The organism is Streptomyces pyxinicus, from assembly GCF_024753135.1.
In the GTDB taxonomy this organism is placed as follows: domain Bacteria; phylum Actinomycetota; class Actinomycetes; order Streptomycetales; family Streptomycetaceae; genus Streptomyces; species Streptomyces pyxinicus.
Window position 1 is genome coordinate 17,639 of sequence record NZ_JANUGP010000048.1, and the last position, 21,567, is coordinate 39,205.

19 protein-coding genes are annotated in these 21,567 nt (G+C 72.8%); 6 read left to right on the forward strand and 13 right to left on the reverse strand.

Annotation, left to right across the window (positions count from 1 at the left end):
• Positions 1-13: 13 nt before the first annotated feature.
• Positions 14-922, reverse strand: coding sequence for a hypothetical protein (locus tag NX794_RS34285; protein ID WP_258783600.1), 909 nt, complete (start codon positions 920-922; stop codon positions 14-16).
• A gap of 114 nt (positions 923-1,036) precedes the next feature.
• Positions 1,037-2,224, reverse strand: a complete 1,188-nt coding sequence (locus NX794_RS34290; RefSeq protein ID WP_258783618.1) for an ROK family transcriptional regulator — start codon at positions 2,222-2,224, stop codon at positions 1,037-1,039.
• Between the two features lie 58 nt (positions 2,225-2,282).
• On the opposite strand from NX794_RS34290, the gene NX794_RS34295 reads away from it, so the two are divergent.
• The 3 genes from NX794_RS34295 to NX794_RS34305 all read left to right on the forward strand — a co-directional run bounded on the left by NX794_RS34295 (position 2,283) and on the right by NX794_RS34305 (position 4,800).
• Positions 2,283-3,368 carry a Gfo/Idh/MocA family protein gene (locus NX794_RS34295; protein ID WP_258783601.1) on the forward strand — a complete coding sequence of 362 codons (1,086 nt, stop codon included), beginning with the start codon at positions 2,283-2,285 and terminating at the stop codon, positions 3,366-3,368.
• A complete protein-coding gene (locus tag NX794_RS34300) occupies positions 3,368-3,850 on the forward strand; it encodes a heme-degrading domain-containing protein (RefSeq protein WP_258783602.1) in 483 nt (160 codons plus the stop codon). Before NX794_RS34295 ends, NX794_RS34300 begins: the two co-directional genes overlap by 1 nt.
• 86 nt (positions 3,851-3,936) lie before the next feature.
• Positions 3,937-4,800, forward strand: a complete 864-nt coding sequence (locus NX794_RS34305; protein ID WP_258783603.1) for an LLM class F420-dependent oxidoreductase — start codon at positions 3,937-3,939, stop codon at positions 4,798-4,800.
• 15 nt (positions 4,801-4,815) lie between these two features.
• Here NX794_RS34305 and NX794_RS34310 read toward each other — a convergent pair whose 3' ends face one another.
• The 4 genes from NX794_RS34310 to NX794_RS34325 form a co-directional block, all read right to left on the reverse strand.
• Entirely contained in the window at positions 4,816-5,673 is an 858-nt protein-coding gene (locus tag NX794_RS34310; protein ID WP_258783604.1) for a fumarylacetoacetate hydrolase family protein, read from the reverse strand.
• Positions 5,674-5,802: 129 nt separating this feature from the next.
• On the reverse strand, positions 5,803-6,501 hold the full coding sequence (locus NX794_RS34315) for a YidC/Oxa1 family membrane protein insertase (RefSeq protein ID WP_258783605.1): 699 nt from the start codon (positions 6,499-6,501) through the stop codon (positions 5,803-5,805).
• A 70-nt stretch (positions 6,502-6,571) separates the two neighbouring features.
• Positions 6,572-6,916 carry a DUF6412 domain-containing protein gene (locus NX794_RS34320; RefSeq protein WP_258783606.1) on the reverse strand — a complete coding sequence of 115 codons (345 nt, stop codon included), beginning with the start codon at positions 6,914-6,916 and terminating at the stop codon, positions 6,572-6,574.
• 447 nt (positions 6,917-7,363) lie between these two features.
• Positions 7,364-8,407, reverse strand: coding sequence for an NAD(P)-dependent alcohol dehydrogenase (locus NX794_RS34325; RefSeq protein WP_258783607.1), 1,044 nt, complete (start codon positions 8,405-8,407; stop codon positions 7,364-7,366).
• Positions 8,408-8,585: 178 nt separating this feature from the next.
• Between NX794_RS34325 and NX794_RS34330 the strand changes: the two genes are divergently transcribed.
• Positions 8,586-9,494: a helix-turn-helix domain-containing protein gene (locus NX794_RS34330; RefSeq protein WP_258783608.1), complete on the forward strand. Its 909-nt coding sequence runs from the start codon at positions 8,586-8,588 to the stop codon at positions 9,492-9,494.
• 52 nt (positions 9,495-9,546) lie between these two features.
• Here the strand turns inward: NX794_RS34330 and NX794_RS34335 are convergent, their stop codons facing one another.
• From NX794_RS34335 to NX794_RS34355, 5 genes are all read right to left on the reverse strand, one after another.
• Complete coding sequence (locus NX794_RS34335) at positions 9,547-12,822, reverse strand: S8 family peptidase (RefSeq protein ID WP_428986016.1); 3,276 nt, start codon at positions 12,820-12,822, stop codon at positions 9,547-9,549.
• Between the two features lie 225 nt (positions 12,823-13,047).
• Complete coding sequence (locus tag NX794_RS34340) at positions 13,048-13,731, reverse strand: ABC transporter ATP-binding protein (protein WP_258783610.1); 684 nt, start codon at positions 13,729-13,731, stop codon at positions 13,048-13,050.
• Between the two features lie 82 nt (positions 13,732-13,813).
• On the reverse strand, positions 13,814-15,298 hold the full coding sequence (locus tag NX794_RS34345) for an ABC transporter permease (protein WP_258783611.1): 1,485 nt from the start codon (positions 15,296-15,298) through the stop codon (positions 13,814-13,816).
• Positions 15,299-15,447: 149 nt separating this feature from the next.
• Positions 15,448-16,695 carry a L,D-transpeptidase gene (locus tag NX794_RS34350; protein WP_258783612.1) on the reverse strand — a complete coding sequence of 416 codons (1,248 nt, stop codon included), beginning with the start codon at positions 16,693-16,695 and terminating at the stop codon, positions 15,448-15,450.
• A 221-nt stretch (positions 16,696-16,916) separates the two neighbouring features.
• Positions 16,917-17,261 (reverse strand): hypothetical protein, encoded by a 345-nt coding sequence (locus NX794_RS34355; RefSeq protein WP_258783613.1) that lies wholly within the window; start codon positions 17,259-17,261, stop codon positions 16,917-16,919.
• 109 nt (positions 17,262-17,370) lie between these two features.
• Between NX794_RS34355 and NX794_RS34360 the strand changes: the two genes are divergently transcribed.
• Both NX794_RS34360 and NX794_RS34365 read left to right on the forward strand, forming a co-directional pair.
• Positions 17,371-17,736, forward strand: coding sequence for an LAETG motif-containing sortase-dependent surface protein (locus tag NX794_RS34360; protein ID WP_258783614.1), 366 nt, complete (start codon positions 17,371-17,373; stop codon positions 17,734-17,736).
• Positions 17,737-17,777: 41 nt separating this feature from the next.
• Positions 17,778-18,566: a hypothetical protein gene (locus tag NX794_RS34365; RefSeq protein WP_258783615.1), complete on the forward strand. Its 789-nt coding sequence runs from the start codon at positions 17,778-17,780 to the stop codon at positions 18,564-18,566.
• Between the two features lie 72 nt (positions 18,567-18,638).
• On the opposite strand, the gene hutH is transcribed toward NX794_RS34365, so the two are convergent.
• Positions 18,639-20,207, reverse strand: a complete 1,569-nt coding sequence (gene hutH, locus NX794_RS34370; protein ID WP_258783619.1) for a histidine ammonia-lyase — start codon at positions 20,205-20,207, stop codon at positions 18,639-18,641.
• Between the two features lie 88 nt (positions 20,208-20,295).
• The gene (locus NX794_RS34375) at positions 20,296-21,447 is read right to left on the reverse strand and encodes a GGDEF domain-containing protein (protein ID WP_258783616.1); all 1,152 of its coding nucleotides are present in this window, start codon (positions 21,445-21,447) and stop codon (positions 20,296-20,298) included.
• Positions 21,448-21,567 lie beyond the last annotated feature (120 nt).

Below are 21,567 nucleotides of genomic sequence, written 5' to 3' on the forward strand. Positions count from 1 at the left end.
GCGGGGGCGGTGGTCAGTGGCGGCGGCGGGCCAGCAGGTGGGCGGCGGCTCCTACGGCGAGCAGGGCGCCGGTCGCGGCGAGCAGGCCGTGGGCCAGGGCGGGGCCGGTGCGGGCCAGCTCGCGGGCGCGCCGGCCGGCCGCTTGCGCCTCCCCGGCGAGGAAGAGGGAGGAGTCGGGGGTGGCCGTGCCGGTGGGGGGCGGGGACGCGGGGGTGCCGGTCGTCGCGCTGGGGACGGGGGTGCCGTCCTGGACCGGGGTGCCGTAGGGGGCGGGGGTTGCGGTGGGGTCGGCCGTCGGCCCGGGTGTCCCGTCGGGGCCGGGGGTCTCCTCCCCCGGTCCGTCCTGGTCGATGCCGAAGCGGTAGGCGTTGGACTCCCCGACCCAGTCGCCGTCCTCGCCCCGGCGCTGGACGACGGCGGCGTTCACGGTGACCTGCTCGGACGCGGTGTCGGAGGTGAGGGCGAGCCTGAGCCGGACGCTGACGGTACGGCCGGGCGGCACGGTGAAGCCGTCGAAACCGGTGCCGTCGAGCACGCCGACCAGTTCCTGTTCGTCGGTGGCCTCGAAGGGCACCGCGCGGGTGCGGGGGCCGTCGTAGAACTCCAGCTGCGGCTGCTCGGGGCGCAGGACGCGCTCGGTGTCGGTGAGCACGACGACCGGGTGGATGCCGGCGCAGGTGGCGGTCGTGGTGTTGGTCAGGTCGAGGTACCAGGTGCCGAAGCCGCCGCCGGCCTCGTAACGGGCCGGGCCGCCCCGGATGCGGGTGGCCAGCGGGAAGCTCCGCGCGTCGGCGGCGACGCAGGAGGCGGTGGCCGCGGCGGCGGCTCCGGGGGCCAGGGCGAGCCCGAGGCCGGCGGTGACGGCGGCGGTGGCGACGGCTGCGGCGAGGCGGGGGGACAGGGGCGGCGGGCACAGTCGCATGGCTCCATGACACGCCGGGCCGGGTGCGGGGACGGCCGCCGCCACTCCGGGGCGGGGGCAAGTCCGCCCGATTGTCCTACGGTCGTATCGTCGGCCCTCGCTGTCCGGTCATCGTCACACGTCCCCCCGCCCGAACAGCGGCGCCAGCAGCAGTTGTGCGGCGCCCTCTGCCACCACCCGCTCCCCGCGCGGCGCGACCCGTACCGAGCCGCCGGGCATCCCCTCCCGGCGGGCCCGCGCCGCCAGGACCTCGGCGACGCCCGCGACGTACGGCTCCGGGGACCCGGCGACGGTCCGCCCGCCCAGCAGGACGAGGTCGATGTCCAGCAGCCCCACCAGGTTCCCGGCCGCCACTCCCAGCACCCGGGCCGCCTCCGCCACCTCGCCCCGCGCCACCGCGTCCAGGCACAGCACCTCCACACACCCCCGGTTGCCGCACGGGCACGGCGGTCCGTCGAGCCGGATCACCTGGTGGCCGAACTCCCCGGCCCCGGTCCGCGCCCCCCGGTGCACCCGCCCGCCGATCACCAGACCCGCGCCGAGACCGGTGCCGAGGTGGAGGTAGGCGAAGGAGCCGCTCCCCGGGAAAGCGCCGTCCCCCGCGCCCTGCCCGCTCTCCCGCTGCTCGCCCGGCCCCGGCTCGCCCCCGACCGCGAGACCCAGCGCGGCGGCGTTCGTGTCCTTGTCCACCACCACCGGCACGCCCAGCCGCTCGGCGAGCGCGTCCCGCAGCGGGAAGCCGTCCCACTGCGGGAACCCGGTGACCCGGTGCAGCACACCGCGCGCGTGGTCCAGCGGTCCCGGCAGCGCGACCCCCACCCCGAGCAGCGTGGGAGCGTCGGGCGGGGTGCCGCCCAGGGCGTCGGCCACCAGCCCGCGCACGGCGGCCCCGACCACCCCGAGCACCGCCTCGGCCCCGGCGCCCAGGTCCAGTTCCCCGCGCCGCTCGACCACCACGGCGCCGTCCAGGTCGACGAGGACCACCCGCAGTTCGTCGCGGTCCAGGTGCACGCCCACCGCGTGGCCCGCCTCCGGCACCAGCCGCAGTACGGTCCGGGGCTTGCCCCCGGTGGAGGCGCGCCGGCCGGCCTCCGCCGCGAGGCCCGCCTCCCGCAGGCGTGCGGTGATCTTGCTGACGGCCTGCGGGGTCAGCCCGGTGCGCTCGGCCAGTTCGAGCCGGCTGATGCCCGCGCCCCCGGCACCGCGCAGCAGCCCCAGCACCAGCGCGGTGTTGTGGCTGCGGACGGCGCCGAGGTTCGCACCCGTCGGCCCGCCGCCACTCGTCCTGTTCACGCCACCCATCACACCCCCATTCTGCCGGTCGCTTGCACTTTGGCAACAGCGTTGCCAAAGTAGACGCATGACAGGACGCATGACTGGTACCCCGCTCCGCGTCGGCCTCGTCGGCTACGGCCTCGCCGGCTCCGTCTTCCACGCCCCGCTGATCGCCGCCACCGAGGGCCTCGCCCTGGACACGGTGGTCACCTCCGACCCGGACCGGCGGCGGCAGGCCCGCGCCGCGTCCCCGGACGTGCGCCTCGCCGACGCTCCCGAGGAGCTGTTCGACCGCGCGGACGAGTTGGACCTCGTCGTCATCGCCTCCCCGAACAAGACCCATGTGCCGCTCGCCACGGCCGCCCTCAAGGCGGGCCTGCCGGTGGTCGTGGACAAGCCGGTGGCCGGCACCGCCGCCGAGGCCCGCGAGCTGGCCGCCCTCGCGGAGGAGCGCGGGCTGCTGCTGTCGGTCTTCCAGAACCGCCGCTGGGACAACGACTTCCTGACCCTGCGCGGGCTGCTCGCGGACGGCTCGCTGGGCGACGCCTGGCGCTTCGAGTCCCGCTTCGAGCGCTGGCGCCCCGAGCCGAAGGGCGGCTGGCGCGAGTCCGGCGACCCGGCGGAGATCGGCGGCCTGCTCTACGACCTCGGCAGCCATGTCGTCGACCAGGCCATGGTGCTGTTCGGCCCGGTCACCGAGGTGTACGCGGAGACGGACGTCCGCCGGACCGGCGCCGAGGCCGACGACGACACCTTCCTCGCGCTCACCCACGCGAGCGGCGTCCGCTCCCACCTCCACGTCTCCGCGACCACCGCGCAGCTCGGCCCGCGCTTCCGGGTCCTGGGCTCGCGCGCCGGCTACGTGAAGTACGGCCTGGACCCGCAGGAGGCGGCTCTGCGCGAGGGCGGGCGCCCCGGCACCGCCCCCGAGTGGGGCGTGGAGGACGAGGCGCTGTGGGGGCGGATCGGTTCCGGCGAGTCCCCGCTGTCCGGCGGCGGCACCCCGGTGCCGACCCTGCCCGGCGACTACCCGGCCTACTACGCGGCCGTCGCCGCCGCCCTGACCGGTGCGGGGCCCAACCCGGTGACCGCGCTGGAGGCGGCCGCCGCGCTCGACGTACTGGAAGCGGCCCGCAGGTCCGCCCGCGAGAAGGTGACGGTGACCCTCTGATGTCCACGACCACTCCCGAATCCGTCCCGTCCGTCGAGGAGCTGGAGGCGCAGGAACGGCGGCTGGTGTTCCGCCGGTTCACCCACGACGACGCCTGGGCGCTCGGCTCGCTGCTGGTGGAGCTGGCCCGGGAGCGGCGGGCGCCGGTCGCGATCGACATCCACCGGGCCGGCCAGCAGCTCTTCCACGCGGCCCTGCCGGGCTCCACCCCGGACAACGACGCCTGGATCGCCCGCAAGCGCCGGGTGGTGGAGCGCTACGGCGCCGCCTCCTACCTGGTCGGCGCCCGCTTCCGGGCCAAGGGCAGCACCTTCGAGGACTCCTCCCGCCTGGACCCGGACGTCTACGCGGCGCACGGCGGCTCGTTCCCGGTGCGCGTCGAGGACGTCGGCGTGGTCGGCGCGGTCACCGTGTCCGGGCTGCCCCAGCTCCAGGACCACCGGCTGGTGGTCGAGGCCCTGGAGCGGTTCCTGAAGGGGTGACGCGGCCGGGGATGACGTGACGGGTCCCGCCGGTTGGGAAGGGCTGAAGGCACGATGATCACGGCCCCGCCCGGAGGGATCGGCGCATGAGCACCTTGAAGGACAGGATCGGCCGCTACGGCGTCTGGAACGCCGGGCTGCGCTCGGAGGACCCCGCCCGGCGCGGCGAGATCGGCGAGGCGGCCGCCGAGCTGGAGGAACTCGGCTTCGGTGCCGCGTGGCTGGGCGGCAGCAGCGCCGCCCGGCACGCGGTCCCGCTGCTGGACGCCACGCGCACTCTGATGGTGGGCACCAGCATCCAGAGCATCTGGCAGTACGAGGCCGAGGACAGCGCGGCGGCGTTCGCCGAGGTGGACGCCGCCCACCCGGGCCGCTTCCTGCTCGGTCTCGGTGTCAGCCACGCCAAGCTGGCCGACCAGTACCGGCGCCCGTACTCGGCGCTGGTCGCCTACCTGGACGCCCTGGACGCGGCGGGCCTGCCGGCCGACCGGCGGGTGCTGGCCGCGCTGGGCCCGAGGACGCTGCGGCTGGCCCGGGACCGGGCGGCGGGCGCGGTGCCGTACCTGGTCACGCCGGAGCACACCGCCGAGGCCCGCGAGACCCTGGGCGAAGGCCCGCTGCTGGCCCCGGAGTTCAAGGTGGTCCTGGAACCCGACCCGGCCCGCGCCCGCGACATCGCCCGCGCCTACCTGGCCCGCTACCTCGAACTGCCCAACTACACCAACAACTTCCTCCGCCTGGGCTTCACCGAGTCCGACGTCGCGGACGGCGGCAGCGACCGCCTGGTGGAGGCGGTCTTCGCCTGGGGCCCGGACACCGCGATCCGCGCCCGCGTCGACGCCTTCCTGACGGCGGGCGCCGACCACGTGGCCGTCCAGGTGGTCACGGAGGACCAGGGAGACACCCTGCCCCGCGCGGAGTGGCGCAGGCTGGGCGCGCTGCTGGGGTAGCGGGGCCGGTTTCCGTTACGCGTCCTTCAACTCCTGGCGCTGCCGTCCGAGCCCCTCGACCTCCAGCTCGACCACGTCTCCGGCGCGCAGGTAGGGCTTGGGGTCGGGCCGGCCCATGGCGACGCCGGCCGGGGTGCCGGTGTTGACGACGTCGCCGGGGTGGAGGGTCATGAAGCGGCTGAGGTAGCGGACGACCTCGCCGACCGGGAAGATCTGGTCGGCCGTGGTGCCGTGCTGCTTCAGCTCGCCGTTGACCCACAGCCGCAGGGCGAGGGCCTGCGGGTCGGGCACCTCGTCCGCCGTCACCAGCCAGGGGCCGAGCGGGTTGAACGTCTCGCAGTTCTTGCCCTTGTCCCAGGTGCCGCCCCGCTCGATCTGGAATTCCCGCTCGGAGACGTCGTGGGCGACGGCGTACCCGGCGACATGGGCGAGCCCCTCCTCGGCCGACTCCAGATAGCGGGCCGTACGCCCGATGACGACGGCCAGCTCCACCTCCCAGTCGGTCTTCACCGAGTCGCGCGGGACCAGCACGGTGTCGTCGGGACCGACCACGGTGTCCGGCGCCTTGAGGAAGACGACCGGCTCGGCGGGCGGCTCGGCACCGGTCTCCCGGGCGTGGTCGTGGTAGTTGAGCCCGATGCACACCACCTTGCCGATCCGGGCGACCGGCGGCCCGGTCCGGAGCCCGGCCGCGTCCAGCGCGGGCAGGTCACCGGCCTCGGCGGCGGCCCGCACCCGGGCGAGCGCGGCCTCGTCGGCGAGGAGCGCTCCGTCGATGTCGGCCACGAGGCCCGACAGGTCGCGCAGGGTCCCCCCGGCGTCCAGCAGCGCGGGCCGCTCCGCACCCGCCGTGCCGACTCGCAGCAGCTTCATGTCACCGTCTCCCTCGATAGCGGGGCGCCCGACCGATGGGTGCGGCCACCGAGAGGACTGGCTGATCCTCCAATCCCGCCGTCCACTCCGCAAGACCTTGTTCATGTACTGGACCGTAACCGCAGGTGGTCAGCGGTACAGGGCGGCCCGTTCGAGTGCGCTCCAGGTGGTGCTGGTGACGATGTAGAGGGCCGCCGCGAGCGGTACGGCGGCGACGGTGGCGAGGGTGAGGAAGGACAGGAACGGCGCGACGCGGTTCACCGCGCCGAGCCCCGGGAGCCCCCCGGCGACGACCGGTTCGGCCGCCGCCAGTCGCCTCGCGCGCCGGTAGGTGAAGGTGGCGACGGCCGCGACGAGGGCGAAGAGGCCGAGGTAGACCAGGCCGGCCGGGCCGAACGGGCCGCCGTCGGCGAGCGCGTCCGTCCAGCGGCCGCCGAGCGGCGCCGCGAACAGCCGGTGGGCCAGCAGACCGGACCCGGCGCTGGTCGAGAACAGGTGGTAGAGCAGGAAGAAGGCGGGCAGTTGGAGCAGGCCCGGCAGGATGCCGGACAGCGGGGAGACCCGTTCCGCGGTGTGCAGTTCGAGGACGGCCCGCCGCAGCCGCTCGGGGTCCTTCGCGTGCCGCCCGCGCAGCTCCGCGATCCTCGGCCGCAGCGCGGCGCGGGCCCGCTGCCCGCGCGCGGCGGCCCGGGACAGGGGGTGGACGAGGAGTCGTACCAGGGCGGTGAACAGGACGATCGCCGCGGCGGTCGCGGAGTCGTGGCAGAGCGGGGTGAGCAGGTCGGCGAGGTGTTCGACCAGGTGTGCGAACACGCTGAAGACGGACATGGGTGAGCCCTCCGGGGGTCTCGTCGTGCCGGGAGAGAGAGGGGGATCTCGGCAGACGACCCGCGCGGGGTCACACGGTACGGAAGGTGCCCCGCGCGGTGGTCGCCGGAAGGCTCCGGCCGGGTGCCCTGGGGCGTCGGCGGCCGGGCGCGTCGGGATCGCGCTGGGGCAGGAAGGCGGTGCGGCGGGCGCGGTCACGCAGGGCCGTACGGACCCGGGTGGGCGGTACGGCGGGCACCGACCGGGCGGCCAGCACCGCGCAGAGGGCGAGCGCACAGCTCGCCGCGGCGGTCGCGGCCAGGGCCACGGTCGTGAAGAGGCTGCCGGTCTCCAGCAGCAGGACGGACAGCAGCAGCACGGGCGGCAGCAGGAGCAGCGGCTTCAGCCGGCGGGAGCACGTGACCTTGCGCGGCACCGCTCCGACCCCCTCCCCCGCGTCAACTGCCCGGCGTTTCCTACCCTTTATACCTGACCAGCCAGAACCGGGGTGGGTTCCCGTATGCGCCGTGTACCGACCTGCGTGCTGAGCGATTCCGGGCCGCCTCGGCTCACCGGTGGCCACGCGGTGGACCGTTTCGTGGAGATCGGTTCCTGCACCAAGGTGCTGACCGGCACCCTGCTCATGCGGATGGCGGCGGCCCAGGGGCCGCAGCACATGCTCGGCCAGCAGCTCCTCGTACGACGCCCCGCCCGCCCGGGACGTGCGCGAGGTGAGCGCACGCCCCGACCCGGCCCGGCGGCTGCTCGTGCCGGGGCTGTTCGGGCGGGACCGCCGGCCCTGGACGATGACCGGGGCGATCCTTCCGGCGGGCGGGCGTCGCCCTGCTGCGCGGTGCCGGGGGCTGATCAGCACCCGGCATCGTCAGATCGTGGCGACGTCGATCACGAACCGGTACCGCACGTCACTGGCCTGCACCCGCTCGTACGCCTCGTTGATCTGCTCGGCGGAGATCAGCTCGATCTCCGCGCCCAACCCGTGCTCCGCACAGAAGTCCAGCATCTCCTGGGTCTCGGGGATGCCACCGATCCCGGAGCTGCTGACGCTGCGCCGGTGGCCGAACAGGGACTGGAGCACGATCTGCACCGGCTCCTCGGGCAGGCCGACGTTCACCATGGTGCCGTCGGTCCGCAGCAGCGAGAGGTACGCGGCGAAGTCCAGCGGCGCGGACACCGTGTTCAGGATGATGTCGAAGGTGCCGGCCAGCTTCTCGAAGGTGTCCGGGTCGCCGGTGGCGTGGTAGTGGTCGGCGCCCAGGCGCAGCCCGTCGTCCTTCTTGCGCAGGGACTGCGAGAGCACGGTGACCTCGGCGCCCAGCGCGTGCGCGATCTTCACGCCCATGTGGCCGAGGCCGCCCAGGCCGACGACGGCGACCTTCTTGCCGGGGCCGGCGTTCCAGTGCCTGAGCGGGGAGTACGTGGTGATACCCGCGCACAGCAGCGGCGCGGCCACGTCCAGTGACAGGCCCTCGGGAACGCGGACGACGAAGTTCTCGTCGACGACGACCTTCTCGGAGTAGCCGCCGTAGGTGGGCTCGCCGTCCTTGCCGGTGTCGTTGTAGGTCCAGGTCGGGCCGCCCTTGAGGCAGTACTGCTCCAGGCCGGCCGCGCAGTTGTCGCACGTGCGGCAGGAGTCGACCATGCAGCCGACGCCCACCCGGTCGCCGACGGCGAACCTCGTCACCTCGGAGCCGACCTCGGAGACGACACCGGCGATCTCGTGGCCCGGGACCATCGGGAAGATGCCGGGGCGCCAGCCGTCCTGGGCCTGGTGGATGTCGGAGTGGCAGATACCGGCGAACTTGATGTCGATGAGGACGTCGTGATCGCCGACCGCGCGCCGCTCGATGGTGGTCCGCTCCAGCGGGGCCTTCGGTGCGGGCGCGGCGTAAGCAGCAACAGTGGTCATGCCGGATTCTCCTCAGAGTGGTTCGCGCCCGGCTGCCTTCGACCGGGCACCCCTCCAGCGTGCGCCCGGTCGCGGGCATCAGCCCAGTCCACCGCTCTTCGTACGACCGCCGTGCGTACCACTGGCGGGGTCAGGCTCCCGTGCGTACGACCGTGTGCGGGGACGTGATACTGGAGGTATGGAACGCGGGGACGACATGCCGTCGGCGGTGGCGGCGCCCGGCCGGCCGCTGGACCGGCGGGCCGAGCTGAGCGAGTTCCTGCGCAGCAGGCGGGCCCGGCTGAAGCCGGAGGACGTGGGGCTGCCGGACTTCGGACGGCACCGCCGGGTGCCCGGACTGCGCCGCGAGGAGCTGGCCCAGCTGGCCGGGGTGTCGGTGGCGTACTACACCCGGCTGGAACAGGGCAACGGACGCAATGTGTCGGCGGAGGTGCTGGACGCGATCGCCCGCGCGCTGCGGCTGACCGACGCCGAGCACGCGCACCTCACCCACCTGGCCAAGCCGACGTCGCACAAGAAGAAGCCGCCCGCCCGCCGGCAGCAGGTGCGCCCCTCGCTGTGCCGGCTGCTGGACCGGCTGGAGGGCGTACCGGCGTACGTGGTGGGGCGGCGCTCGGAGATCCTGGCCTGGAACCGGATGGCGGCGGCCGTCTTCGGGGACTGGGCGGAGCTGCCGGCCGAGGAGCGCAACTGGGCGCGGCTGGTGTTCCTGCGGCCCGATTACCGGGAGCTGTTCGTCGACTGGGAGCAGAAGGCGATCGACATCGTCTGCGCCCTGCGGATGGACGCGGGCTGCTGGCCGGACGATCCCCGGCTGTCGGCGCTGGTGGGGGAACTCTCGGTGAAGAGCGAGGAGTTCCGGCGGCTGTGGGCCACGCACGACGTCAAGGAGAAGAGCCACGGCGTCAAGCGGCTGCACCATCCGCTGGTCGGTGAGCTGTCCCTGGACTTCGAGTCGTTCCGGCTCGCGGACGACGCGGACCAGGCCCTGCTGACGTACCACGCCGAGCCGGGCTCCGTGTCCGCCGAGTCCCTGCGCCTGCTGGCGAGTTGGGGAGCGGACGCGACCCGGGCGGCCACGGGCTGAGGGGCGCACCGGGACGGTCCCCGATGTGCCCCCCTGTCGCCGGAGCGGCGGTCTACTTGCCGAAGTAGGCGTCGTAGATCGTGACCTGCGAGGTGTTGCCCCTCTTGTCGGTGATCTCGGCCCGGAAGGAGACGGACTTGCCCCTCGCCGGGTTCTTCACCGTGATCCTGCCGCCGTGGACGGCGACCTTCGTGAAGGTCCTGCCGTCGTAGGAGACGTACACCGTCAGCGACTTCAGGTTGCGGCCTGCCGCGGCACCCTCGACGGTGACCGGGAAGGTGACCTTCCGGCCGGCGGGGACCGTGCTGTCCAGGCCGGTGGTGGCGCCGAAGTGCGGTGCCGACGCCGGGAGTTGGACGAGTGCGTCGCCGGACGGCTTCTTGGACCGGAAGGTCCAGGCGGCGTCGATCCGGCTGGAGGCCCTGGCGACCTTAGCCGAGCGCCGGACCGAGGTGGTCAGCCGGTAGGCGGCGTCACCGGCCGGCACCTTGAAGGTCTCCGCGCCGAACAGCGGGTCGGTGTTGGAGCCGACCTTGGTGCCGTTGCGGTACAGGGTGGTGTGCGCCGAGGTGAACTCCGAGTACCCGGCGTGCCGGGCGGAGTCCGCGACGAGCGGCAGCGAGCCGGAGATCTCGTCGCCGACGCGGAACAGGCCGAGTTCCTTGGAGACGTGCGGGCCGAAGACGGCGGTGTTGACCGTCTTGGTGTAGGTCTTGCCGGCCTTGAAGGTGAACGTGCCGAGCGGGTACGCGGCGTCCACCACCGGGAAGCCGTCCTGGTCGAGGCCGCCGTCCTGCTCGAAGTCCAGCTGCCAGGTGACCTTGCCGCCGGTGGAGAGGTGCAGGGTGCGGATGCCGGGCAGCTTCTGCGGGACGTTGACGGAGGAGGCGCCGGAGCTGCCGGGCAGCCAGCCGGAGGCGGCGAGCGAGCCGGTCTTGCCGCTCGCGGGGGCGCCGAGCCGGCCCTTGACGGTGCTCAGCTCGCTCGCCTTGTAGTGCTTGGTGTAGCCGGTGGCGAGCTTGGTGACCGGGCCGCCGGAGACCACGTCGTACTGGTCCGCGGCGCCCTTGGTCCAGTGGGCGTCCCACTGCTGGCGCAGCGTCCCGGCGGGCAGGGCGCCGCCGAGGTGGGCGGTGCGGAAGTTCTTGTACGAGTCCAGGAACCAGCCGTAGCCGTACTCGCCGTCGCCGATCGTGACGTCGAAGCCGGGCGAGGCGAACCGCGAGGTCACGCCCGAGGCGGGGACGGTGACGGACACCGGCTCGGCCTTGCGCGCGTCGACGGTGATCGTCTGCTTCTTGCCGACGGTCAGCTTCGGCTGCGCGATCCAGTCCAGGCCCTTGGCGGCGTCGGCCGGGTCGACGTAGACGGCGGTGTTGAGGATGTACGTGCCCTTCGGCGCGCGCACCTTCACCGTGCCGGACTTGTCGTACGGGGACGCCGACACGCCGTTGGCCAGACCCGCGACGCCGGTGAGGTCGGCGCCGTAGTACGGGGCCGGCCTGCCGTCGCGGCCGATGAACTTCAGCGTGACGTCGTACGACTCCACCTCGCGCTGCACCGCGGCGGCCGTGCGCACGGTCTGTCCGCCGCCGGTCGCCGTCACGTAGGCGGAGTAGGCGCCGTCGAGCGTGCCGCCCAGCTTGGTGTTCACGATCAGGCCGACCGAGGCCCTGCCGTGCGCCGGGACGGTCAGGGAGGTCGCGGCCAGCTTGAAGAAGCCGGCCGGGGCCGCCGCGCCCTTGGGGCCGGTCGCCGTGCTCGACAGGGCGAGCGTGACGTCCTTGTCGCCGAGGTTGCGGTAGGTCACCTGCCGGCTCACCGGCTTGTCGTCGGTGTGCGGCCACTGCTGGACCGGGAAGCTCACCGACACCGGTTCGGCGACGACGGCCTGCTTGATGGCCTTGTCGACCTGGATGCGGCCCGAACCCTGCTCGAACGGGGTGTACTTGCCGCCCTTGGTGGAGGCGGTCAGGGCGCCCTTCAGCTCGGCGGAGCCCCAGTCGGGGTGCTCCTGCTTCAGGATCGCGGCGGCGCCCGCGACGTGCGGGGTGGCCATCGAGGTGCCGGAAATGGTCAGGTACCCCTCGGGCTTCTCGCCGACCTCCTGGTCGATGACGCTGCCCTTGGCCGCGGCGGCCGTGATGTCGACGCCGGGCGCGGTGACGTCCGGCTTGACGGCGCCGTCGCCGGTGCGGGGCCCGGTGGAGGAGAAGTCCGCCAGCTTGTCCTTGCCGTCGACGGCGCCGACGGTGAGCGCCGCGTCCGCGCTGCCCGGCGAGCCGATCGACTGGGGGCCGTCGTTGCCCGCGGCGATCGCGAACAGGATGCCCTTCTCGGCGGAGAGCTTGTTCACCTCGGCTTCCAGCGGGTCGACCCCGGGGCTGTCGGGCCCGCCGAGGCTGAGGTTGACGACGGAGGCGCCCTGGGCGGCCGCCCACTCCATGCCGGCGAGGATGCCGGAGTCGTCACCGGAGCCGGAGTCGTCCAGCACCTTGCCGTTGAGGATCTTCGCGTCCGGTGCGACGCCCTTGTACTTGCCGCCCGACTTGGCGCCGGTGCCCGCCACGATGGACGCGACGTGCGTGCCGTGCCCGAAGTGGTCCCGGGCGTCGGCCGCGCCGGTGAAGTTCTTCGACTCCAGCACCTGGGTCTTCAGGTCCGGGTGGCTGGTGTCGACGCCGGTGTCCAGGACGGCGACCTTCACGCCCTTGCCGGTGTAGCCGGCCTTCCACGCGGTCGGGGCGCCGATCTGGGGCACGGACTTGTCGAGCGAGGCGGTGCGGACGCCGTCGAGCCAGATGTGCGCGATCCCCTCGGCGGTCCGGCCGTCGTCGGTGACCGCGTGCCACAGCGCGGCGGTGTCCCGGGCCGGGGTCTGCACGGCGTCGGCGTTCAACGCGGCCAGGCTGCGGCGCAGTTGACCGGCGCCGCGGACGTCGGACTTCGCCGCGGCGGCGGCACCGCTGTACCCGACGATGACCTTCAGGCCGTTGTGCTGGGCCTTGCGGGTGGCCGCCTTGTTCAGCTCGGTGACGTCGAACAGGCGCTGGTCGAGCGTGCCGGAGGCGAGCAGGCGGGCCGCGTCGGCGGGCACCACCAGGGTGTGCCCGGCGGACCTGCGGATCTGGACGGGTATGTGCTCGCGCCCCTTGGCCCGCTGGAAACCGACCACCCGGCCCTTGGCGTCCAGGGAGACCCGGTCGCCGGTGATGAGGGTGACGTGGTGCTGCCCGGCGGACGTCCCGGACGCGGTTGACGCGGCGGACGCGGCCGGGACGGAGGCGGCCGGCTCGGATGCGGGCCTCGCCGACGCCGGGCTGGTCATTCCCGCTGCGAGGGCGACAGCCGCGGCGGTGGCCACACCGGCCGCGGCTGCTCTTTTCACTTGTCTGCGCAAGATCTCCCCCTGGAGATAGGTGCCGGGTGAATTCCCCGTTCACCCGGCCGGGGGTGCCTTCGCACATACGCACGCCAGCCCCCCGGGTCACGAAGTATGCCGGGGGGCGATCAGACGGCGTCAAGGGTCTGATGTGGCGGACGTGTTACGGCGTCACGCGCCGGCGTTCTCCTTGACCGTGATCCGGCCCTTGCGGATGGTGGCCAGCCGCGGGGCCTTCCGCGCGATCGCGGAGTCGTGCGTGACCATGACGAAGGTCAGCCCGTGTTCCTTCCACAGGCGCTCCAGTACGTCCATGATCTCGTCCCGCATGCCCTCGTCGAGGTTGCCGGTCGGCTCGTCGGCGAGCAGCACCTTGGGCCGCTTGACCAGGGCACGGGCGATGGCGACGCGCTGCTGCTGGCCGCCGGACATCTCCGAGGGCAGGTGACCGAGGCGCTCGCCGAGGCCCACCGACTTCAGTGCCTCGGCGGCCAGTTCACGCCGTTCCTTGACCTTGATGCCGAGCGGGACGAGGGCCGTCTCCACGTTCTCCTGGGCGGTGAGCGTCGGGATCAGGTTGAAGGACTGGAAGACGAAGCCGATGCTCTCGCTGCGGACCCTGGTCAGCCGGGCCTCGCTCAGATTGGCCAGATCCACACCGTCCAGGACGACTTCGCCGGAGGTGGGCCGGTCCAGGCCGCCGAGCATCTGGAGCAGCGTGGACTTGCCGCCGCCGGTGGGGCCCTGGATGACCAGTCGGTCGCCGTCCGGGATGGTGAGGTCGATGCCGGCGAGGGCGTGGACGGCTTCCTTGCCCCGGCTGTAGCGCTTGGTGACGTTCCTGAGTTCGTACATGTGGTGCTCCTGGGCTCCTGAGTGGGTTCGGGGGTGGTGTGCGCTGCGCTGCCGGCCGGGGGCCCGGTGCCGGCGGGCCGGGCTACTCCACTCGCCGCAGCGCGTCCGCCGGGCGGAGCCGGGACGCCCGCCAGCCGCCGAACGCGCCCGCGATCAGGCCGCCCGCCACCGCGAGGCCCACCGCCAGGGTGATCGTCGTGACGCTGACCGGGGCCGTGAGGGCCACCTCCAGGGTCTTGGCCGCCTGCCGGCCGGCGCCACCCCCGCCACCGAAGCCGCCGCCACCGCCGGGGCCGCCGCCGAAGCCGCCACCACCGCCGCCACCGCCCGCGCTGGAGCCCAACTGGGCTTCCAGGGAGGGGCTGATGGCCGTCACGACGTACGCTCCCGCCAGGCCCAGGGCGATACCGAGGGCGCCGCCGACCAGGCCGTTGACGAAGGCCTCACCGACCACCTGCCGGGTGACCCGGCCCGAGCGCCAGCCCAGCGCCTTCAGGGTGCCGAACTCGCGGACCCGGCGGGAGACGGCCGAGGAGGTGAGCAGGCCGGCCACCAGGAACGCGGCCACCAGCACCGCGATGGACAGCCACTTGCCGACCTTGGTGGCCAGGGAGGAGGCGGTGGACAGCGAGCCGGAGACCGTCTTGGCGAGGTCGGAGGAGGTGGTGACCGTCGTACCGGAGACGTTCTTCTGGATGACGCTCTTGACGGTGTCGATCTTCTGGGAGTCGGTCGCCTTGACGTAGATCGTGGTGACCTTGTTCTTCTCGCCGGCGAGCGTCTGCGCCTGCTTCAGCGGGATGTACAGGTTGGCCGACGAGTCGCCGCTGTTCGCGGTGGCGATGCCGATCACCTGGTACTTGGTGCCCTTGACGGTGACGGTCGAGCCGACCTTGTACTTCTTCTCCTTGGCGTACGCCGAGTCGACGACGGCCACCTTGGCGTTCGTCTCGGTGGTCTTGAAGCCGCGGCCGCTGGTGATCTTCGAGGAGGTCAGCGGGCCGAGGCCGGTCTTGGTGACGTCCGTGCCGAAGACGCTGTACTGGTTGATGTCGAAGTTGGCGCCGCCGCCCTTGACCTCGCCCTGCGGCGCGCCGCTGCCCCCGCCGCGCTGGAACCCGCCCCCGCCGCCGTTGCCGTTCTGCTGGAACTGGCCGCGGGTGAACTGGCCACTGACCTTGACGACGTTCAGGCTCAGCCCGCCGACCGCGCTCGACACGCCCTGCTGGCCGGCGACCTTGGTGACCGTCGAGGAGCCCAGGGTGGTGAAGCCCTGCACCATGACGCGGTCACTGCTCTGCTTGGAGTCGTCGCCGCTGCCCTTGGCGTCGAACTTGAAGTTGGGCCGCTGGGCGGCACCGGTGGAGGCCGACGCCGCCTTGGTGACCGTCATGTCCGTGCCGAGCCCGTACAGCGACTGCAGGACCTTGTCCTGGGCCTTCCCCATGCCGTTGGACACGGAGTTGACCACGATGACCAGCGCGATGCCCAGCGCCAGTCCGGAGGCGACGACGAGGGCCGCTTTTCTGCGGCGGCGCAGTTCGCGCCTCAGGTAGGTGAAGAACATGCTCGAAAGTTAGGGACGGACCGTGATGACTCGCTAAGTCCGACCTAAGAGCCGCATGAGAAGGGCCGCCCGGCGGTTTACGGTCCGCCGGTCCTGGAAACACCGGTGCCGCCCTCGGAGGGGCGGCACCGGGACGTCGTGGGGCGGGATCAGGCGGCCGAGCCGGCCTTCCACTGCGCCCAGTTCATGTTCCAGCCGTTGAGGCCGTTGTCCGGGGAGACGGTCTTGTCGCCGGTGTGCTGGACGACGACCACGTCACCGATGAGGGAGTGGTTGTAGACCCACGCGGCCGGTGTGTTCGGGTCGTTGGCACCCTTGGTGTCGGACAGACCCACGCAGCCGTGGCTGGTGTTGGCGTTGCCGAAGAGGGACTTCGCGCCCCAGTAGTTGCCGTGCAGGAAGGTGCCGGAGCCGGTGAGGCGGATGGCGTGCGGCACGTCCTTGATGTCGTACTCGCCCTTGCCGTCGTCGTCGGTGAAGCCGACGGTGGCGCCGTTCATCCGGGTCTGCTTGAACTTCTCGGACATCACCATGACGCCCTCGTACGTCTTGTTCTCCGGGGAGCCGGCGGAGATCGGCAGGGTCTTGACGACCTTGCCGTCCTGCGTGACCTTCATCTGCTTGGTCTGCGCGTCGACGTAGGAGACCTGGTTGCGGCCGATGTGGAAGGTGACCGTCTTCTGCTGGACGCCGTAGACGCCCTTCGCGCCCTCGACACCGTCGAGCGACAGCTTCAGCGTGACGGTGGAGTTCTCCTTCCAGTACGTCTCCGGCCGGAAGTCGATGCGGTTGGCGCCGAACCAGTGGCCGACGACCTCCTGGCCGCTGCTGGAGGTGACCGATATGCCCTTCTGGACGGCGGCCTTGTTCGCTATCGCCTTGTCGAAGTTGATCGACACCGGCATGCCCACGCCGACGGTGGTCCCGTTGTCCGGCGTGAAGTTGCCTATGAAGCTGTTGGCCGGGGAGACCGTGGTGAAGGACGCGTTCTCGTGGGCGACGCGGCCCGCGGAGTCCTTGGCCTCGGCGGCGACCTTGTAGGTGGTCGAGCGGTCCAGCTGGACGCTGGGCTTCCAACTCGTCCTGTCGGCGGAGAGCGCGCCGGTCACGGCCTTGCCGTCGCCGGTGGTCATGGACACGTTGGTGAGGGTGCCCTTGGCAACCTTGACCGCGGCCGAGTTGTTGATGGAGGCGTTGTCCGTGCCGTCCTTCGGCGTGATCGCGATCTGCGCCTCGGAGGACTTCTTGGCCGCCGCCTCGTCGGCCTTGGCCTGCGAGGTGTCACCGCCGTCGGCCGCCTTGGCGTCACCGCCGCCGGAACAGCCCGTGAGCACGAGCACACTACCGAGCAGTGCGGACGCGACCGTCAGGCCCTTGCGCCGCTTACTGTCCGTCATCACACGCTTCTCCATCGTTGCCGAAATCGCGAAACCCCGTGAGTTTTTGTTCAGAATCCTCAACGCTACGGACGATTCGTCCCTTTTCACATAGCTCGCAGGTGTGGGTAACGCCACGTCCGCCCGAGGCGGGGTGGTGCGCGAGCCGTCCGTACGCCCCCCTGAGACGACGAGACCCCGGACGGCGGTCGCCGTCCGGGGTCGTGGGTGCCCCGGGACGCTCAGCCGATGCCGTCCTCTTCCTCGTCGTCGCCCCCATCATCCTCGTCCAGGTCCCACTCCGGCGAATCAGGGTCGTACTCGATCTCCTCGCTGGACCAGGACGCCTGCTGGAGCTCCACCCCGGGGACCTCGCTGACCAGGTCGAACGGATCCACGAGGTAGGCGAGGGCCTCCGCGGTGTCTTCCGTCACAGCGGTCTCGGCCGGGCCGCGCTCGTGCTCCGGCAGGTCCGGGTCCGCGGCGAGCCGGCGCAGCGCCGCCTTGGTCACCTCGTCCTCGTCCCGCACCTCCAGCACCAGCTCCACCCGAAGCCGTACAAAACGTGATGTCTCTTCATCGCTCATGCGGGGAGCGTACGACTGAAACCTCCCGTGACTTTCCCGTGACCCGCGACTTTCACTAACATCGCCTCACCCGGCCAATTCGCCAGCGCTACAAGGGGATCGATATTCCGTGTCATCCGCTCGCCGTCCGCTGCTGACCGCCACCGCCGCGGGCACCCTGCTCTGCGCGCTGTGGTTCGTCCCGTCCGCGAAGGCCTCGCAGGACGCCCCGGCGAGAGAGACGACGGCGACGTCCACCGCGCCGTTCTCCACCACCCACGTCACCCAGCAGGCCAGGGCCGTCTCGGCGGTCGCGGACGAGAGCGCCGAGAGTGCCGCGAGCGCCGAGACAGCCGCGGAGTCCGCCGCCGACGCCGAACTCGCCGACACCGGAAGCCCGGACACCACGCCGTACGTCGTGGGCGGCAGCCTCTTCCTGGCCGTCGGCGCCGGTTTCGTGGTGTATTCGGTGCGCCGCGAGCGCCTGGGCTTTTAAATTTCTTGACGGTCCTTTGACAGGGAACACATAGTGCGCCCATGAAGAGATCATCGGGCGTGCGGCTGTGCGCCACCGCCGCCGTGAGCGCGCTGTCGTTCGCCCTTGTCACGGGCTGTTCCTCCGACGGGGGGTCGAAGGACTCCGACGGCGGCCGGGGGACGGACGGCAAGCCGGCCGCGAAGGCGCTCGGCACCGCCGAGCTGAAGCGGCTGATCATCGCCAAGGGCGACGTGCCCGGCTTCGACGTCGGCCCGGTGCCCGCCGCCCGGGCCGAGCCGTTCACGACCGACAGCGCCGAGTGCCGGCCGCTGACCCGGGTGCTGTCCGGGCTCCCGCCGGTGGACGCCGCCGCGCAGACGGACCGCACGGCCACCGAGAAGCGGCCCAAGGCCCCCAAGGACAAGGCCACTTCGCCGCAGGACATGGCCGACGGCGATGTCGAGAAGGCGATGAACAAGTCCCTGGACGCGGACGTCACCACGGTGAACCTGTCCTCGTACGACGGGGACGGCGCGGCCAAGGCCCTGGCGGCCGTCGGCGCGGCGGTCAAGGCGTGCGCGGGCGGCTTCACCGGCAAGCAGGCGGGCGCCACGGCGAAGGTCGCGCGGGTGACCGAGGCGAAGAGCACGGCCGTGGGTGACGAGTCGGTGGCGTTCGGCCTGGTCATCGACGACGACGGCGAGAAGGGGACGGTCTACGGCGAGGTCGTCCGGCAGGGGAACACCGTGGCCTCGTACTACACGATCAACCTCGGCGCGATGATGGCCAAGAAGGAGTACGCGGTCTCGGCCGCCGTGCTCAAGGCCCAGGCGGCCAAGCTGAAGTGACGTGACGACAGCGCGGGGGCCCGGTCACGCCGACCGGGCCCCTGGCTTTTCCTGCCTATTGGCCTTCTCTGCTCAGCGGAGCGGGCCGGTGACCGTCTCGGCGGCCTTGACCAGCGCGCCCTCGCGCACGAAGGCGTCGGCGGCGGCCAGGTCGGGCGCCAGGAAGCGGTCCGGTCCCGGGCCCCGCACGCCGGCGGCGCGGGCGGCCTCGATGACGGCCCGCGAGGCGGGGGCCGCGGTCAGGCCCTCGCGCAGCTCGACGGCGCGGGTGGCCGCGTACAGCTCGACGGCGATGATCCGGGTGAGGTTGTCCACGGCGGTGCGCAGCTTGCGCGCGGCCGACCAGCCCATGGAGACGTGGTCCTCCTGCATCGCGGAGGACGGGATGGAGTCCGCCGAGGCCGGTACGGCCAGCCGCTTCAGCTCGCTGACCAGCGCGGCCTGGGTGTACTGGGCGATCATCAGCCCGGAGTCCACGCCGGCGTCGTCGGCGAGGAACGGCGGCAGGCCGTGGCTGCGGTTCTTGTCGAGCAGCCGGTCGGTGCGGCGCTCGGCGATGGAGCCGAGGTCGGCGGCGGCGATGGCGAGGAAGTCGAGCACGTAGGCGACGGGGGCGCCGTGGAAGTTGCCGTTGGACTCCACGCGCCCTTCCCCGGAGCCGAAAGCCTGGGAGGTGCCCCCGGACAGCACCACCGGGTTGTCCACGGCTGCGGCCAGTTCGCGCTCGGCGACCGTGCGGGCGTGGGCGAGGGTGTCCCGGCCGGCGCCGGCGACCTGCGGGGCGCAGCGCACCGAGTAGGCGTCCTGGACGCGGGGCGCGTCGTCCTGGTGGTGTCCGGTGAGCTGGGAGCCCTGGAGCACGGCGAGCATGTTGGCCGCGGCGGCGCCCTGGCCCGGGTGTGGGCGGATGGCGTGCAGCTCGGGCGCGAGGACCTTGTCGGTGCCGAGCAGCGCCTCCAGGCTGAGGGCGGCGGTGATGTCGGCCGACTTGTAGAGGGTGTCGAGGTCGGCGAGGGCCATGACCAGCATGCCGAGCATGCCGTCGGTGCCGTTGAGCAGGGCGAGGCCCTCCTTCTCGCGCAGCTCGACCGGGGTGATCCCGTGCTCGGCGAGCAGCTCGCCGGCCGGCCGGACGACGCCGTCGGGGCCCTCGGCGTCGCCCTCGCCCATCAGGGTCAGGGCGCAGTGGGACAGCGGGGCGAGGTCGCCGGAGCAGCCGAGGGAGCCGTACTCGTGCACGACCGGGGTGATGCCGGCGTTCAGCACGTCGGCCATGGTCTGCGCGACCTCGGGGCGGACGCCGGTGTGCCCGGAGCAGACGGTCTTGAGCCGCAGGAACATCAGCGCCCGGACGACCTCCCGCTCGACGCGCGGGCCCATGCCGGCGGCGTGCGAGCGGACGATGTTGCGCTGTAGCTGGGCGCGCAGCTCGGGGCTGATGTGCCGGGTCGCCAGCGCGCCGAAGCCGGTGGAGACGCCGTAGACCGGGTCGGGCTTGGCCGCCAGCGCGTCCACGATCTCCCGGGCGGCCACGAGGGCCGCCACCGCCTGTGCCGACAGCTCGATGCGGGCACCGCCGCGCGCCACGGCGAGAACGTCGGACGCCGTGACACCGGACGTCCCCACCACCACAGTGTGCATATCCATATTCAGGAGCGTACGCATTGAATGCTCCGCTGTCACTAGTGGAGTACGGGGGTGACCCTTACCGTCCGGTGTGGGCTTCGCCTCACGGCCGGCGGCCCCGGAACCGGCGGCGCTCGGCGCGGGCGCGGGGCGGCTCAGGCGGCTGGTCGGCCAGTCGTACGACGGGATCGTCGGGCCCCTCGCGGCCCGCCACCACCGGCCGGTCGGCGCGCAGGGCCTTGGCCCGGTACTGGGCGGCGTCCGCCAGCCGGAACAGCCGCCGGGCGTCGCGCACCGGCCCGATCGGATCGTCGGTGGAGGCCACGCCGCACGCGACCCCCTCCCCCAGCTCCAGCCCGCCGGCCCGGCGGCACAGCTCCTCGGCGGCCCGCACCACGTCGTCGGCGGACGGGCCGACCGCCACCAGGCAGAACTCGTCGCCGCCGAGCCGGGCCACCAGGGTGCCGGGGATCATCGCGCCGCACAGCGAGAGCACCGAGCCGAAACGTTCCAGCAGGCGGTCCCCCACGGCGTGCCCGAGGGTGTCGTTGACCCGCTTGAGCCCGTTGAGGTCGCACACCACCAGGCTGACGACGATCCCCTCGGCGCGGTGCTGCTCGACGGCCTCCTCCAGGCGGACGTCCACGGCGCGGCGGTTGGCGAGGCCGGTGAGGGCGTCGGTGAAGGCGAGCCGGCGGGCCTCCTCCAGCCGCTCCGTCTGTGCGAGACCGGCGGCGACGACGGCGGCCAGCACGGTGGCGAAGTCGGCGTCGGGGCGGCTGAACACGGGCCGCCCGATGGCCCGTGCCACGTACAGCTCGCCCCAGGCCCGGCCGTGCAGGACGACCGGCGCGACGACGCAGCAGCCGCGGCCCCTGCGGCGCAGGGCGGCGACGCGCTGGTGGAAGTAGCCGGGGGTGCCGGCGGCGGTGCCCTCGGCGGTCTCCACCCAGGCGTTGGGGCCGCCGCCGCCGGCCCAGCGCTCGTGCAGGAACTCGGTGATCTCCGGGAACTGGTGCACCGGGTAGGTCTCCTGCTCCGGGAACTCCTCCTCGTCCGGGGCACGGGTGCCGACGTTCACCAGGACCCGCAGCCGGCCCAGCTCCCGCTCCCACACCGACAGCGCGGCGAAGCTGCCGTCCAGCGCGTGGCAGGCACCGAGCGCGGCGGCCTGCCACGAGTCCCGCGGGGTGTGGGCCGCCGCCATGCCCTGCGCGAGCGCCACGACTGCTTCCAGCCGGTTGTCGTCACCCATTCGTCCAGGTTAGGGAGGAATGGGTGGGTGCGGGATGTTGGTGGGGCGATCAGGTGGCGAGGGGGGCGGGGGTGTGGCTGCGGGGGTGGGGCGGGTGTGGCTGCGGGGGCGGGTGCGGGT